The organism is Arachnia propionica (assembly GCF_003859805.1).
In the GTDB taxonomy this organism is placed as follows: domain Bacteria; phylum Actinomycetota; class Actinomycetes; order Propionibacteriales; family Propionibacteriaceae; genus Arachnia; species Arachnia propionica_C.
This window is the reverse complement of record NZ_RQZG01000011.1, coordinates 18671-32489: the sequence shown is the minus strand read 5'-3', so window position 1 is coordinate 32489 and position 13819 is coordinate 18671. Positions and strand designations below refer to the sequence as shown.

General features: G+C 68.9%; 11 protein-coding genes. 3 read left to right on the top strand and 8 right to left on the bottom strand.

Annotation, left to right across the window (positions count from 1 at the left end; all coding sequences use genetic code 11):
• Nucleotides 1–58 precede the first annotated feature (58 nt).
• The 5 genes from EII34_RS10065 to EII34_RS10050 all read right to left on the bottom strand — a co-directional run bounded on the left by EII34_RS10065 (nt 59) and on the right by EII34_RS10050 (nt 4847).
• On the bottom strand, nt 59–2440 hold the full coding sequence (locus tag EII34_RS10065) for a DUF7824 domain-containing protein (protein ID WP_124845031.1): 2382 nt from the start codon (nt 2438–2440) through the stop codon (nt 59–61).
• On the bottom strand, nt 2437–2595 hold the full coding sequence (locus EII34_RS15980; RefSeq protein WP_185711285.1) for a hypothetical protein: 159 nt from the start codon (nt 2593–2595) through the stop codon (nt 2437–2439). The genes EII34_RS10065 and EII34_RS15980 overlap by 4 nt, the downstream gene beginning before the upstream one ends.
• A 118-nt stretch (nt 2596–2713) precedes the next feature.
• Entirely contained in the window at nt 2714–2953 is a 240-nt protein-coding gene (locus EII34_RS10060) for a BrnT family toxin (RefSeq protein WP_260425118.1), read from the bottom strand.
• The gene (locus EII34_RS10055; protein WP_185711284.1) at nt 2950–3210 is read right to left on the bottom strand and encodes a CopG family transcriptional regulator; all 261 of its coding nucleotides are present in this window, start codon (nt 3208–3210) and stop codon (nt 2950–2952) included. The genes EII34_RS10060 and EII34_RS10055 overlap by 4 nt, the downstream gene beginning before the upstream one ends.
• A 272-nt stretch (nt 3211–3482) precedes the next feature.
• Nucleotides 3483–4847 (bottom strand): DUF7824 domain-containing protein, encoded by a 1365-nt coding sequence (locus tag EII34_RS10050; protein WP_124845029.1) that lies wholly within the window; start codon nt 4845–4847, stop codon nt 3483–3485.
• 454 nt (nt 4848–5301) lie between these two features.
• Here EII34_RS10050 and EII34_RS10045 point away from each other — a divergent pair, with 454 nt between their 5' ends.
• A complete protein-coding gene (locus tag EII34_RS10045) occupies nt 5302–5544 on the top strand; it encodes a hypothetical protein (protein WP_124845028.1) in 243 nt (80 codons plus the stop codon).
• A gap of 191 nt (nt 5545–5735) precedes the next feature.
• On the opposite strand, the gene EII34_RS10040 is transcribed toward EII34_RS10045, so the two are convergent.
• Nucleotides 5736–6614 carry a LysR substrate-binding domain-containing protein gene (locus EII34_RS10040; RefSeq protein ID WP_185711283.1) on the bottom strand — a complete coding sequence of 293 codons (879 nt, stop codon included), beginning with the start codon at nt 6612–6614 and terminating at the stop codon, nt 5736–5738.
• Between the two features lie 79 nt (nt 6615–6693).
• Between EII34_RS10040 and EII34_RS10035 the strand changes: the two genes are divergently transcribed.
• Together EII34_RS10035 and EII34_RS10030 are read left to right on the top strand one after the other, a co-directional pair.
• The gene (locus EII34_RS10035; protein ID WP_124845026.1) at nt 6694–7605 is read left to right on the top strand and encodes an EamA family transporter; all 912 of its coding nucleotides are present in this window, start codon (nt 6694–6696) and stop codon (nt 7603–7605) included.
• A complete protein-coding gene (locus EII34_RS10030; protein ID WP_124845025.1) occupies nt 7602–8381 on the top strand; it encodes an alpha/beta hydrolase in 780 nt (259 codons plus the stop codon). Before EII34_RS10035 ends, EII34_RS10030 begins: the two co-directional genes overlap by 4 nt.
• A gap of 505 nt (nt 8382–8886) precedes the next feature.
• On the opposite strand, the gene EII34_RS10025 is transcribed toward EII34_RS10030, so the two are convergent.
• Nucleotides 8887–11325, bottom strand: coding sequence for a hypothetical protein (locus EII34_RS10025; protein WP_124845024.1), 2439 nt, complete (start codon nt 11323–11325; stop codon nt 8887–8889).
• The gene (locus tag EII34_RS10020) at nt 11322–13751 is read right to left on the bottom strand and encodes a hypothetical protein (RefSeq protein ID WP_124845023.1); all 2430 of its coding nucleotides are present in this window, start codon (nt 13749–13751) and stop codon (nt 11322–11324) included. Before EII34_RS10020 ends, EII34_RS10025 begins: the two co-directional genes overlap by 4 nt.
• Between the last annotated feature and the right edge of the window lie 68 nt (nt 13752–13819).

Genomic DNA, 13819 nt, shown 5'->3' with positions numbered 1-13819 from the left:
GGTCTCGAGCCGGGTTCCCTCGCTTCGCATCGGGATTCCCGGTGTGAGCAGCGGAGGATCACAGCTTCGCCACGATGAGCCGGGCGGTCTTGATGGCCTTCGACGAGCCCTTGCGCTGAGCCAGGGCCGTGATGTTGGGTAGTTCCACTTGGTGCGGCACCTCGGGCAGGAACTGGAGGATCGCCTCCAGCGCGGCCGCGGTGGTCGCCGTCGCCCGCTCGGCGGCCAGCGTCTCCGCGATCTCCACCAGCAGCGGCCACACCAGCGCCAGGCACGAGCCCTCGGCCAGCTCGACCAGCATCGGGATGGTCTTCCCGGGTGAGATCCCGACGACCTCCCGGTCCTTGTGCCGCCACCCGGTGACGAGGTCGTCGGAGGTGATACGACCCGCGTGCCAGGCCTCCTGCAGGGCGTAGGCGATCCCGGAGCGATCCTTCGCGGGCATGTTCGAGGCGGCGGCGAGCAGGCCGAACGTCCCGTTGGGGCCCAGGTGGTGGGCGGTTGTGGCCACCTGTGTGAGTCGGTTCACTGGGTTACCTCCAGTGAGGCCCGTCAGCGCGAGGGCGATGGGGAGGGTGGGGTGCTCGGGGAGCAGGCTGAAGACGCTGAGCTCCTCCTGCCACAGATTGGGCCAGGAGGGCGGCGAGTAGGGCAGGGTCCAGGCGTTGCGGAGGCGGAGGAGCTTGTGGCTGGTGGGGGCGTCGTCGTAGGCGCGGACCCGCTCGCCCAGGTACCAGGGGTCCTCATGGCCGGGCCGTGGCGCGGCGAACCTCAGCTTCCCGGGGGAGGCGGGGTGGCTCGCCCAGTGGGTGAGGACATCGGCCAGGCTCACCTCCAGCCCGGCGATGGGCTGGGCGAACTCGGTCAGCTCGGGCACGGCGTCGCGGTCCAGCCGGGCGAGCGCCACGGCCACGTCGATGCGCAGTGTCGCGGCACCGGCCTCCCGGTAGCGGCGGGCGCGATCCCGGAATGCCTCCCAGGAGACCCGGAAGTCGTGGTGGCTGGGGGTGGACAGCAGGCACGGCACCTCGCCCAGGGCGTTCAGGGCCTCCGAGATCCGCTGCCCGACGAGGAAGGTCTGGCTTGTGAGCTTGCGGGTGCGGACCCGGCCGCCCTCCTCGCCCTTCCGGGCCAGGCTCGCGAGCAGCCGCCGCAGCGCCGGACCTCCGTTGAGGTCGGTGCCGAGCGAGGTGCGGATGGCGTGGCGGATGCGCACGGCCCCCCGATCGTGGGCGGCGGCGATGAGGGCGGCCAGGGTGCGTTCGGCCAGTTCCGGATCGTCCTCGTCCAGCTGTTCAACACGGGTCAGCAGCTCCGCCAACGACGACGGGTCCAGCACGGCGTCGTGGTCCGTGGGGACATCCTCACGACCCGCCGGTTCCTGCCACAGTCCCCGCGGTTGCTCGGGTTCGGGGGCGACTCCCCACCGCTCCAGCACCTGCTTCGCCAGTGCCGCGGTGGTGGTGTCGGGTTCGGCAGCGAGCTGTTCGAGGATCTCGGTGAGGGCGGCGCTTGGTGGGGAGTCGCGGCGGAGCAGTTCCTTCAGCACCTGGCGTCGGGGTGTCTTCTCCGGGCGCATCTGGACGGTGACGGCGAACGCGTCCCAGTCGTCGCCCTCCAGCTCGGGGCGCAGGCACACCTCGACGATGCGTTTGGCCACGCTTCGTTCCGCCCAGATGAGGCAGCGGATGAGGGCCTGACGGTGGTCCCAGAGGCGATCGGCGAGGCCGAGATGATCCAGCCACCACAGGGCCCGTCGCTGGCAGGCGGGGGAGTCGTCGCGCTCGATGACCGACAGCAGGGCTGCCACCAGCGCGTCCTCGTCGCGGTCCTCGATCTCCCTCAGGGCCTCGGCGACGGCGCCGGGGTGTGGTTCCTCGTACCAGTCGTCGGTGAAGGCCCCGGGGGTTTGACAAGCCCTGATGAAGCGTTCCTGCCAGCGGGTCCCGGGCCGGGGTGAGGGGTCATGGTCCACCCAGGCCCGCCAGAAGGCCGGGGTCTCGGGCAGGGGCAGGCCGAACTCGTCGATGAGGGAGTTGAGCAGCGCGGGTGCCGCCTGGACGACGCTGGACTTCTTCAACGCGGCTTGGACGAAGGCCGTCCCCCACTCCTGGCCTCGGCCACGCACGACCCTGCGGAGGTGTTCGGCACCGCCGCCGTGGCTGAGGTTGTCGAGCGCCCAACCGGTCATGGCAGTGACGAGTTGTGACGGCGTCGGGTTCAGGTGGGCGGCCAGCAGCAGGGCCCGTCCCTCATGCCCTTTCTTCTCCCACAGGGCCTTGAGGGCCTTGCCCTCCTTCTTCATCACGGTGGCGAACCGGGCCCGCTCCTCCGGCTCCAGTCGGGAGAGCTGCGCGGCCAGGTGGTCGATGCCGCTGGCCCGGGAAACGAACATGTACAGCTCCATGCCCTCGTCGGTCAGCGCAGGTTTGGGACTCATAGCAGTTCTCCGATGGCTCGGGCGGTGGTGATGGCCTTCGACTTTCCTCTGCGGTCGGCCAGGGCGCAGATGTTGGGCAGTTCGACGGGGTGGGGGACCTCGGGCAGCAGGGCGAGGAGGGTCTCGAGCACCGTTGGGTTGAAAGGCGTGGTCATGGGCACATCGAGATCATCTCAGACACACAGTCAGCAGCGTCTGGCACCCAGGATCTGCCGGGAGAGGAGAGTGAGACGGATGCTGCTGCTCGGGACAGGGGTGACGACACTGATCGGCTCAACCGACGAGCCGTCGATACCCTGCCCGGGCTTTCATCGCGTGGATGATCTCGACTTCGCCGTCGTCCCAGAGCAGGACAACGACCTCCAGGAGACGTCCTGCTGTGTCGAGCCCGATCCGTAACTCCCGTTGCGGATTCTCATCATCGAGCGGTCCACCGGCCAAGGCCGAGCGTGCAGCGGTGATGGCGTCCTCATCGCTGAGACCGTGCTTGCGCGCTGACGGCGAAACGATCACGCACGGACCCACTCACGCACAGCGGTGCGAATCGCCGTTGACCGGTCCAGTCCTTCACGCTCCGCACGTGCCATCAGCTCGCTCAGCTCTTCATCAGAGAATCGGGTCGGCACCACCCGAGACGCCTTGCCCGCACGAGGGGGACGCCCCCACCGTTGCTGCAGCTCGTCGACGTCGTAGCCCGATTCCGCCTCATCCGCCCAAGCCTGTACCTGCTCATCCGAGATCTCACGGCCCTGAATCATCCGCTTACCCATACCAGAAACTGTATTACGTAATACGTAAGGGGGCAAGCTGTTCCCGGAGGAGATCGTGTCAGCAACGACCGATGCCGAACCACCCGCCACCGACCACGACGTCGCCACCGGGTGAACCCACTGCAGGCTCACAGGGCCCGCACGCCCGCCAAAGATGTGGAGCAGCTCCTCCAGGCTGTCGTGCCCGTGGCGTCCAGGAGGGCGTCGTCGTCCGTGGGCTGCCGGGACGGGTGCAGGCTGCGGCAGCGTTTCGACCCAACCAGGATTGGCACTCACAGCAGGTCTCCGATGGCTCGGGCCAGGGTGATGGCCTTTGACTTTCCCTTGCGTTGGGACAGGGCACGGATGTTGGGCAGTTCGACGGGGTGGGGGATCTCGGGCAGGAGGGCGAGGAGGGTCTCGAGGACGGCCGAGGTGGTGGCGGGGATCTTCTCCTGCGCGGCAAGGTTCTCTGCGATCTCGATCAGGAGGGGCCAGGCCAGCGCGAGGCCGCCTGCCTCGGCGATGAGCGACAGCAGCGGGAGGACCTTCGCGGGCTTCCGCTCCAGGGTCTTCCGGCCCGACCCGAGGTTCAGCTGCTCCCACATGGGAGAACGCCACCCCATCGCGAGATCGGATGCGCTCAGACGATCCTCACGCCAGGCGTCGAGGAGGACCGGGGCCAGGCGCTTGACCTGCGACGGGTCGAGTCGTGAACAGGTGGCGAGGGTGACGACCGTCAGTAGCTCACCGAACCGCTGCGCGACAGTGGCGCAGGAGATGAGGGCGTCCAGGGCACCGTCCGTGTCCGACCAGCGCAGCAGGCGCAGCACCACCCCTGCAGGGCGCCCAGGGTGCTGTGGCAGCAACCGCATGATGATGTCGTGGGGTCGGGTGTCCACGGTGCTGCCCTCGGCAGGCGACCAGAGCGCAGGCAGGTCCGCGACGTCGTGCAGTTGGTGGGACGCCTCGTAGTGGTGGGGGTGGTTCCAGGCGGTGTCCAGGCCAAGTGCTGCATGGGGTGCGGGCACATCGCCGACGACCTGGAGCACGGCCTCGTCCCGGGCAGTCCCGGGGCTCAGGGACAGGCCAGCTGGTTCGATCCGGGCCGAGGACCAGATCTCGATGACCTGCGCCAGCCGCAGCTCACAGCCTCGGATGGGCGCGTCGATTCCGGTGTGGTCGTCGGTCCTGCGGAGCCGAGCGAGCGCAATGGCGACATCCGTGGGTTCCAGCACCACGTTGTCGTGGTTGTACTGCTCGACGCGATCCCGCAGGTCCTGTGCCGTCACCTCATAGCGACTGTTCGAGGGAGTGGAGAGCAGGCAGGGCAGTTCCCCCAGCCGGTGCAGCACGTCGTGGAAATGCTGGGCGGCGAGGAAGACCAGCGGTCCTCGCGGTGACCGGGCAGGCCGGGGGGTGGTGCCCGGTCTGATGGTGCCGTCGCCGAGCCGTTGGAGCAGACGTCCTGAGTAGCCGAAGAGGAAGGCGAGGCTGCTGAGGGTGGCTTCCCGGCACGCGGCCACGACGGGCTCGGGGCCTCGGGCGTGGGCAGTCGCGACGAGCTGGGCCAGGGCGCGTTCCGTCAGGTCAGCATGCTCCAGCCAATTCTCGGCGACCTCGGCGAGCAGCTCGGTCAAGGCATCGTCGTCGAGCACCATCGGAGTGAAAGGAGTGGTCGCGGGCACGCCGAAAATCATCTCAGACACACAGCCAGCAGCGTCTTGGAGGGTGCACGGATAGGGGGATCGTCACGAGGACCGACACGGTGGGCTCCGGGCAAGGCGGACGACGAAGAGCGCACTGGAGCGTGCGTTCGAGGAGGACAACACAGCCCGGGGGTCACCGGGGCGACCGCAGTAGATGCTCCTGTCCGTGCGCCCTCTTACATCCTGCCAGCGCTGCGGTGGCAGTCAACGTGAGGATCACCACCAACTCCCCAACAAGCAAAGCCCCCAGCCGGCCCACGCATGAACGCAACTTCGCTGAACGCCCGGGCCTACCCCGGGCAGGACCTCAACGCCAAGGTCGGTCATTCGTCACTGGCGGGAACCCGCGGTGCGCGGAGCGTGGTGGCAGGGTGTTCTCGGCGAGCTGTTCGGGGTCGCTTCCATGGCAGGGATCGCCGTGGTCGGCACGGTGATCGATCGCTCGTTGCGGACCACCACCCTCCTGAGCCTGATTGCGATGATCGGCTCTTGCGGGGTGTGGGGGCTCGGTGCTCCCGGTCTGGTGCTACCCGTGACCGCGGTGCTCATCTGGGGTCTTGCCTTCGGCGGAGCGCCTGTCCTGCTCCAGACAGCGCTGGCTGACCGCGCCGAGAGCACACCGATGCTGCTCAGTCGGTGTTCGTGACGGTGTTCAACCTGGCTGTCGCGGGCGGTGGGTTGGCAGGCGGAGTGTTGCTTGCCGGGACGGGAACGTCAGGGATCGCCGTCGCGGCTGGCATCGTGACACTGGGCGCTCTTGTGGCGGTGATGCTGTGTCGGGGTGCATTCCCGTCCGGTCTTCGTCACAAGGACGGTGCCTCCGAGGGTTCGGTCACGTCATCTGCGTGATCGGATGGGGGTGGCCTCCAGGAAGGCCCGGGTGGCTGGGCTGGGATTGAAGTCGTTCCAGGCCAGGTATTCGATCCTCCGGGGACCATCGACAAGTGGGACTGCGACCACGCCGGGGTCGTGCGGGATGACCTGGGCGGAGAGTATTCCGACTGCGAGTTCGTTGCGGATGAGGCCGAGGATCAGGTCAGTGGTCATGGCCTCGAAGGCGACTTCACGCTGCAGCTCTGCCGCTTCGAAGGCGAGATCGCCCTGGGCACGACCGGCAGAGCCACTCGGGAAGTCGACGAAGGTCTCGTCGGCGAGTTCTTCGAGCTTGACGCGTTTCCTGCGTGCCAGGTGGTGGTTCGCGGGCAACGCTGCCACGAGTGCCTCGTGGGAGAGTTCATGGAAGGCCACCCCTTGGGGTGGCGTGCTCTCGGCGAGCCCCAGGAAGGCGACATCGAGTTGTCCCGCACGAATGTCGCTGATGAACTGCTCGCTGCCACCGCCACGAAGACGTACCCGCACCGCAGGATGAGCGGCATGGAATGCTGCCAGTACATGGGGGACATCAACCGCGGTGACCGTGGGGATGACACCGAGGGTCAGGGTGCCTCGCACCTCACCCTCGGCAGCGGCGGCATCCACCATGGCCCGTTCGGTGGCCTGCAGTGCTTCCCGGGCAGCAGCGACGAAGGCCTCTCCCGCGGGGGTGAGTTCGACGCGACGCGATGTGCGTGCGAAGAGCTGCACGCCGAGCTCTCGTTCGAGTGCTTTGATCTGGTGGCTCAGCGCTGACTGCACCACGAAGCAGCGTTCAGCGGCCTTGGTGAAGCTGCGCTCCTCCGCTACCGCGATCGCGTACCGCATCTGCTGCAACTCCACACATCCATGATGCCCATACATGCCTACCATGACAAGCATGCGTTGGACTCATACCTGACCAGCTGACAGGTTTGATGACATGACAGCAAGCAACCAGCCCATCGGGCAGCAGGCGGGGTGGATTCTCCTGACCGCGATGGTGCCGATGGTGTGGGGAACGACCTACATCGTCACCACGCATCTCCTGCCGGAGGGGCACCCGGTCTTCGCTGCATTCATGCGCACCCTGCCGCCGGGACTCATCGCGCTGGCGCTGTCGCGCCAGCTCCCGCGCGGGCGCTGGTGGTGGAAGAGTCTCGTACTCGGCGGCTTGAACATGGCGGCGTTCTTCCCCCTGTTGTTCGTCACCGCCCAACGCCTGCCCGGCGGAGTCGCTGCGACGCTGGGTGCGGTCCAGCCCATCGTGATTGCCTTCCTCGCCGTCCTCATCCTGCACGAGCGACTCTCGGGCTGGCGCCTGTGGTGGGGCATCACCGGCATGGCTGGCGTGGGCATGGTCGTGCTCGGCCCAGACGCAGCCCTCGACCCACTCGGCGTCCTTGCCGGACTTGCAGGCGCCACCTCGATGGGAGCCGGTGTCGTCCTCACCAAGAAGTGGGGACGCCCCGAACACGTGAACGCCGTCGGCCTGGCCGGCTGGCAACTCACCGCAGCAGGCCTCCTGCTCGCGATCCCCGCCCTCGTCCTCGATGGCATCCCTGAACCCATCGACGCAGGCGCATGGGCCGGCTACGCCTGGCTCGGCCTGATCGGCGCCCTGCTCACCTACACCATCTGGTTCGCCGGCATCCGACACCTGTCCGTCACACCCACAGCACTCCTCGGACTCCTCTCCCCACTGACGGCCGCACTGCTCGGCGCACTCATCGCAGGAGAATCCCTCACCCTCCTACAGGTCACCGGATTCACCATCGCCCTCACCGCACTGGTCACCGGACAACTCCCGCCCCCTTCTCGAGCCCAGCCCTTCCGCCCAAAGGAGATTCAATGACAGAGTATGAAGAAACCGAGCCGACGATTCCTGGCTACGCCACTCCTTTGACGGCAGGATCTGGCCCCGTCGGCATAGTGTTCAGCCACGGATTCACTGGGTCTCCGTGGCCCATGAAACCGTGGGCAGCCGGCCTTGCGAGCAAGGGCTACCGCGTCTCTGTTCCCCTCCTGCCCGGTCACGGCACGAACTGGCGCAACCTCAACAAGACAACTTGGGTGGACTGGTACAACGAGCTGGAGCGAGCATTCGACGATTTGGCTCGTGAGTGCAACGTGGTGTTCGCGGCGGGGCTGTCCATGGGCGGGGCGCTCGCCTTGCGGCTGGCGCAACAACGTCAAAGTGCCGTTGCCGGCGTGATGCTCGTCAACCCAGCCCTTGCGCTCTCGGGATGGCACATGCGATTGCTTCCACTCCTCGCGAAGTTCAAATCCTCGTCACCCGCGCTCGGCGGCGACATCTGCAAGCCGAACGTCACCGACCATGCATATCGGCGCACACCGCTTCGAGCCGCGGCCTCCATGCTCGACCTCTGGGATGAGACGAACAGGGGCCTCCCCCGGGTGCGTCACCCGTTGCTCATGTTCAGGTCACGAGCGGACCATGTGATCGACGCCACCTCGCTGCGCCTGATCGTTGAACGCTCCCCCGCTCCTGAAATCACAGTCGTGGACCTGCCAAACTCGTATCACGTCGCAACACTGGATCACGACGGCGAGCGAATCATTGACAAATCCGAGGAATGGCTCACACTCCAACTCCGGGATGCGAGCTGAGGCAGGGTTCAGTGGAAGCATCGGAGTTGTCCTGATTCAGGGTTCCCCCTCCCCCTACCACCCTCCAGGGCGACGATCCGTGACGGCGACCTTGGCGGTTCGCCTGTCTTGTCTCGGTTTCGCCTGTCTTGTTGGGCAGGCGAAGTGAAACGAGGCAGGCGTTTCCGGCCCAAGGCAGGCGAATCGGCGTCTTGGGGAGGCTGGTGGGACGGGGACGGGAGGGGAGACGCCCAAGCCGTCGTGAACAACGCCTTGACCATGGCCGACAGGCTCACGCTGGCAGCCGGTGCGCTCGTCCGGGTGGAGGGATTCCCGGCACAAAACCATCACGCGAAGCAGGTCAGCACTCACACACGGCAGCGAGACGTTACAACAGGGCTGACCCTGTTGGTGGCTGGTATCGCCCACCACGGCCCAGACTTTTGCCGAGACTGATCCAGCCCTCGCCGCCGCCGGAATCATGAGCGGGGGCGAGCGAGAACGGGGATTCGTGCCCGGGAGGGGATCACGGCTTCGCCATGTTCGCCACGATGAGCCGGGCGGTCTTGATGGCCTTCGACGATCCCTTGCGGCCGGCCAGGGCGCAGATGGTGGGCAGTTCGACCTCGTGGGGGACCTCGGGCAGGAGGGCGAGCACGGTCTCGAGGACTGCCGAGGCGGTGGCGGGGATCTGCTCGGCGCCTGCTGCTCTCTCCGCGATCCCGGCCAGCAGCGGCCAGACCAGCGCCAGGCCACCTGCCTCGGCGACCAGCGCCAGCAGCGCCGTGACCTTCCCGTCGGCGCGTTCGATGCAGAGCTCCGCGTTCGACGGCCAGAACTGCTCCCACAGGGGGGAATGCCAGGCCGCGGCGAGGTCGTCGGGGATCAGGCGTCCCTCGTCCCAGGCCTGCAGCAGCTCCGCGGCGAGGGCTGCGCGGTCCTTGACCGGGATCACCCCGGCCGTGGCGAGTGTGGCGACCGCGAGGGGCTCGTCGACGCGGCGCGCCACGGCCAGGCAGCCGAGCAGTCTCTCCAGGGCCGCCGCCGGGCCGGAGCGGGCGATGTCGTTGAGGACCTCCCCGACGGGGCGGGCCAGGTGCGCAGGCAGCAGGTGCGCAGGAATGCAGTGCTCCCGGCTGGCCACCCCCAGCACCTCGTGCCACCACGGCTCGTCGCCGTGCACGTTGATCGGTCGCCGCCAGCCGACCGGATCGTCGACGACGAAGGTCGGTGGCTCCACCGTCGCCTCCCGCCACAGGACGAGGATCGACGCGAAGCCGTCGTCGAGGCCGCGGACGGGGGCGTCGATCCCGACCAGCTCGTCGCACCGGTCGCGGTCGCACCGGGCCAGCGCGACGGCGAGGTCGGCGGGTTCCAGGGCGACGCCGCCCTGCCGATACCGTTCGATGCGCCTTCGGAGGTCGGCGGCGGTGACCTGCCAGCGGTTCGTGCCAGGGGTCGACAGCAGGACGGGCAGCTCGCCCAGCCGATGGAGGACGCCCCGGATCCGCTGCGACCCGAGGAAGGACAGGGAGTCGCCGTCCTGGGTGGGAGGGGGCGGCTCCGTGCCGACGACGATGGTGCCGTCCCCCAGCATTCCCAGCAGCCGGGTGAGGGCGCTCCCGGCGTCGTCGGGGTCGATGCTGCGGCAGAGGGCGACGATGCCCCGGGCACCCTGCTTCGACGCGGTGGCCACCAGCGCCGCGAGCAGCCGCTCCTCCAGCTCCGGGGTGCGCGAGTCGTACCGGATGTCCTGGATCAGGGCCAGCAGGTCCGGCTCCGCCAGGACCAGCGGATCGAGGCCGGGGAAGGGCTCGGGGTCCGGCAGGGCCGGGTCCCGCCACAGCCCCCTGGTCCCGGTCTCCGGGGTGGGTGCACCGCCCCAGGACTCGCACAGTGTGCTGGCGAGCTTCGCCGCGGTGGTGTCGGTGCCGCGTGCCAGCTCGGTCACCAGGTCGACCAGCTCCGCCGTCGGGGTGGTGAGTTGGCCGAGGCGCTTCAGGACGTCGCGTCCCAGGCCCTTCTCCTTGCGGGGGAGGATCGCCAGGGCCAGCCGGACCAGCGCCTCGTCGTCGAGGTTGGTGCCGAGGAGGGCGCGGGTGAAGGCGGCGACGACGTGGGCGTCGGCGACGTCGAGGGCGCCGAGCATGCGTTCGGGCCGGGTGGTGGGGTCGAGGTCGAGGCCCTCGATCCAGGCCAGGGCCTGGCGCTGGATGGTGGGGCGTTCCCCGCGCTCGATGACCCCCAGCAGCCCGTCGAGCAGAGCGGGGTCGTCGGTGGGTTCGCTGCGACGGAGCCTCGCTGCGGCCTCACGGATCCTGGCGACATACTCCTCCCGGTCGTAGGTGGCGTTGTTGAAGGTGCCGGGGGTGGCGCAGGCGGCGAGGAAGTGCTCCTGCCAGCGGGTACCGGGCGTGGGCATGGTGCTCGTGGCGCGGTTGAGGTAGGGCAGGGAGTCCGGGATGGGGATGTCCACCGTGGCGACGAGACGTGAGACCAGGGGGTGGGTGGTCCGGGCCAGCCGACGGTTGCGCAGGACGCGGGTGATGAAGGTGGCGGTCCACTCCGGACCCCGTGCGGTGGCGAGGCGGACGAAGGGGTCGATCCCGCCGTCGCCGTGGAGGTGGTACACGGTCTCCAGGGTGAACAGCGCGGCGACCTTCGCCGCGGGCACCCCGAGGGCGACGGCGGCGAGCACCAGCCGGGCGGCGACGCGGAGTCGCATGTTGTACGCCTCGACGTCCTCCTGGGTGAAGGTCTCGCCCGCCACCTCGCCGCCCTCGTCGAGCCACACCGCGCTGGGGGTGACCTTGCCGGGGTCCAGGTCCTTCCGCCATGCGGTGAGCGACGTCGGGGCCAGCCCCGACAAGGCGGTGCGTTCGGCGTCGCTCAGCGCCTCCAGCCGGGAGACGAGGTCCTCGGCGTTCTGGCTGGTCCTGATGAGGTCCGGGATGTCGATGGTCACAGGCGCTCCTTGATTGCACGTGCCGTGATGATGCTCTTCAGCTTCTCGTCCCGATCCGCCAACGCCACGACGTTCGGCAATTCTACGAAGACCCTTGCCGCATGCGCCTCCGGCAGCAGGGTGTGCACCGTCTCGAGCACGCTCGGGGCCACCGAGGAGATCCGATCGGCCGCCGCCAGCTCCTCCGCGATCGCCACGAGCAGTGGCCACGCCAACGCCACCCCGCCGAGTTCGGTGAGAGCGGTCAGCAGCGTCAGCACCCGACCCTCCACCCGCTCGATGCGCAGGTTGGAGTTCTCGGGGCGAAGCACGTCCCACAAGGGAGACTGCCATCCCTCGACGAGGTCGTCGGCCTTCAGCCTGCCCTGGTCCCAGGCCTCCAGCAGGGCGGCCGCGATGATGGTCCGCGCCTTGGGCTGGATGATGGCGACCGTCGCGAGGGTGGCCACCATCAGGGGTTCATCGCAGCGCTGCGCCACCGCCAGGCAGGGCACCAGCCGCTCGAGGGCGGCTGCCGGGCCCGAACGGGTGAGGTTGGTCAGCACCTCGACGCTGGGTCGGGCCATCAGGTGGGGCTGCAGATGCCCGGTCAGTTGGCCCGGCGCGTCGGAGAAACCGAGCAGCGCGTGCCACGGCGGCACCTCGCCGGTCACCCTGATCGGGTCCGGGTTCCACGTCCACCACTGGTCGACGTCCAACCGGGCCGGTGCGATCCCGGCCCCACGCCATGACGCCAGCACCTCGGCCAGGCGGGTCCCGGCCCCGTGGATCGGGGCATCCAGTCCGGCCAGGTCGTCCTCGCCGTCGGGTTCGAGGCGGGCCAGCGTGACGGCGAGATCGGCCGGGTCGAGGGCCACCCCGGCGTCGTGGTACCGGGTGATGCGGGCGCGCAGGTCGTCGCGGGTGATGAGCCACCGATCGGTGCTGGGGGTCGACAGCAGTGTGGGCAGCTCCCCCAGCCGCAGTAGCACACTGTGCTGCCGGGCGGTGCCGAGCGCCACCGGCTCGTCGTCGTCCAGGTCTGCCAGGCCCAGCGTGCCCTCTCCCAGCTGGGCCAGCAGCGTCGCCAGGGGTGACAGCGCGGTCTCCGGGTCCAGCGTGGCGCAGGCCGCGACGACGATGTCCGGGCCGTGGGCGTGGGCGGTGGCGATGAGTGAGGCCAGCAGCCGCTCCTCGAGCAGCCAGTTCCCCAGCACGTCGTTCTGCCAGCTGCGGCGGGTCTCCTGCACCAGGGTGTGCAGCTGCACCGGGTCGAGGACGAGGTGCTCCACCCCCGGGAAGGGGGCCGACGCGGGCAGCGACGGGTCCCGCCACAGTCCCCGCGGGATGGGCGGTGGCGGCAGTGAGACACACCAGCTGCTGAGCAGCTTCCGGGCGATCGCGGCGGTGGTGGTGTCGCTGGTCTGCGCCAGCGGGGCGACGAGCTCCACCAGTTCCCGGGGAGGCTCCTCGATGGTCGCCAGGCGTTTCAGGACCTCGTGCTTGAGGTGCTTCTCCCGACGCGGCAGCACCACCGCCGTCAGCTGCCAGAGCTGCTCATCGGTGAGCTCGGTCGCGAGCAGGGCGCGGGTGAAGGCCACGACGATCCGGGCCCCGACATCGGGTAGCACCGCCAGGACACGGGCACTCTCCGTGGTGAGGTCGAGCCCCAGACCGTCGATCCAGGCCAGGGCCTCGAGCTGGATGCCGGGCCGTTCGCCGCGCTCGATGACCCTCAGCAGCCCGTCGAGCAGTGCGTCGTCGTCGGTGGGTTCGGTGCGGCGGAGCGTGGCGACGGCCTTGCGGATGGTGGCGACGTGCTCCTGCTGGTCCTGCTCGGGATGGTTGAAGGAGTCCGGCACCGTGCAGGCGAGGAGGAAGTGCTCCTGCCAGCGTTGCCCCGGACCCGGGGGCAGCCGGGTGAAACCGGCGAGGTAGGCGGGGTCGTCGGGGATGGGCAGGTCCAACGCGGTGAGGAGGCGGGAGATCAGCGGGGAGGCGGTCTCGACCATGCCGGGCATGTCCCGCAGTCCGGAGATGAACTCCTCCACCCAAGCGGTGCCCCGGGCGGCCATGGCCCGGGTGACGTGCGGCAGCCCGCCGTCCAGGGCCAGGTAGTGGGTGGTGCTGCGTCGGAACAGGGAGAGCACCTGCTCCGAGGTGGCGTCCAGGGTGACGGCGACCAGCACCAACCGGGTGGCGAGCCGCTGTCGTCGCTCGTGGGAGGTGATGTCGCGGGAGCTGAAGGACTCGACGCGGTCGAAGCCCTGCTGCACGATGCGGGTCCTCAGCTGCCCCGGGTCCAGCTGCTCCTGCCACGACGCAAGCGAGTGCTGGAGGTCCTCGGTCCATCCGGTGCGGACGTCGGGGGGCAGGGCCTCGAGCTGGGCTGCGAGATCCGCGACGCTGCTGGCGCGGGTGATGAGTGCGGGGATGGTGATGGTCATGTCTCCTCCTCGATGGAGCCGAAGCTACCCGAGGTCGACGCGCAGGACTCGTGGTTGGCCACGGACGG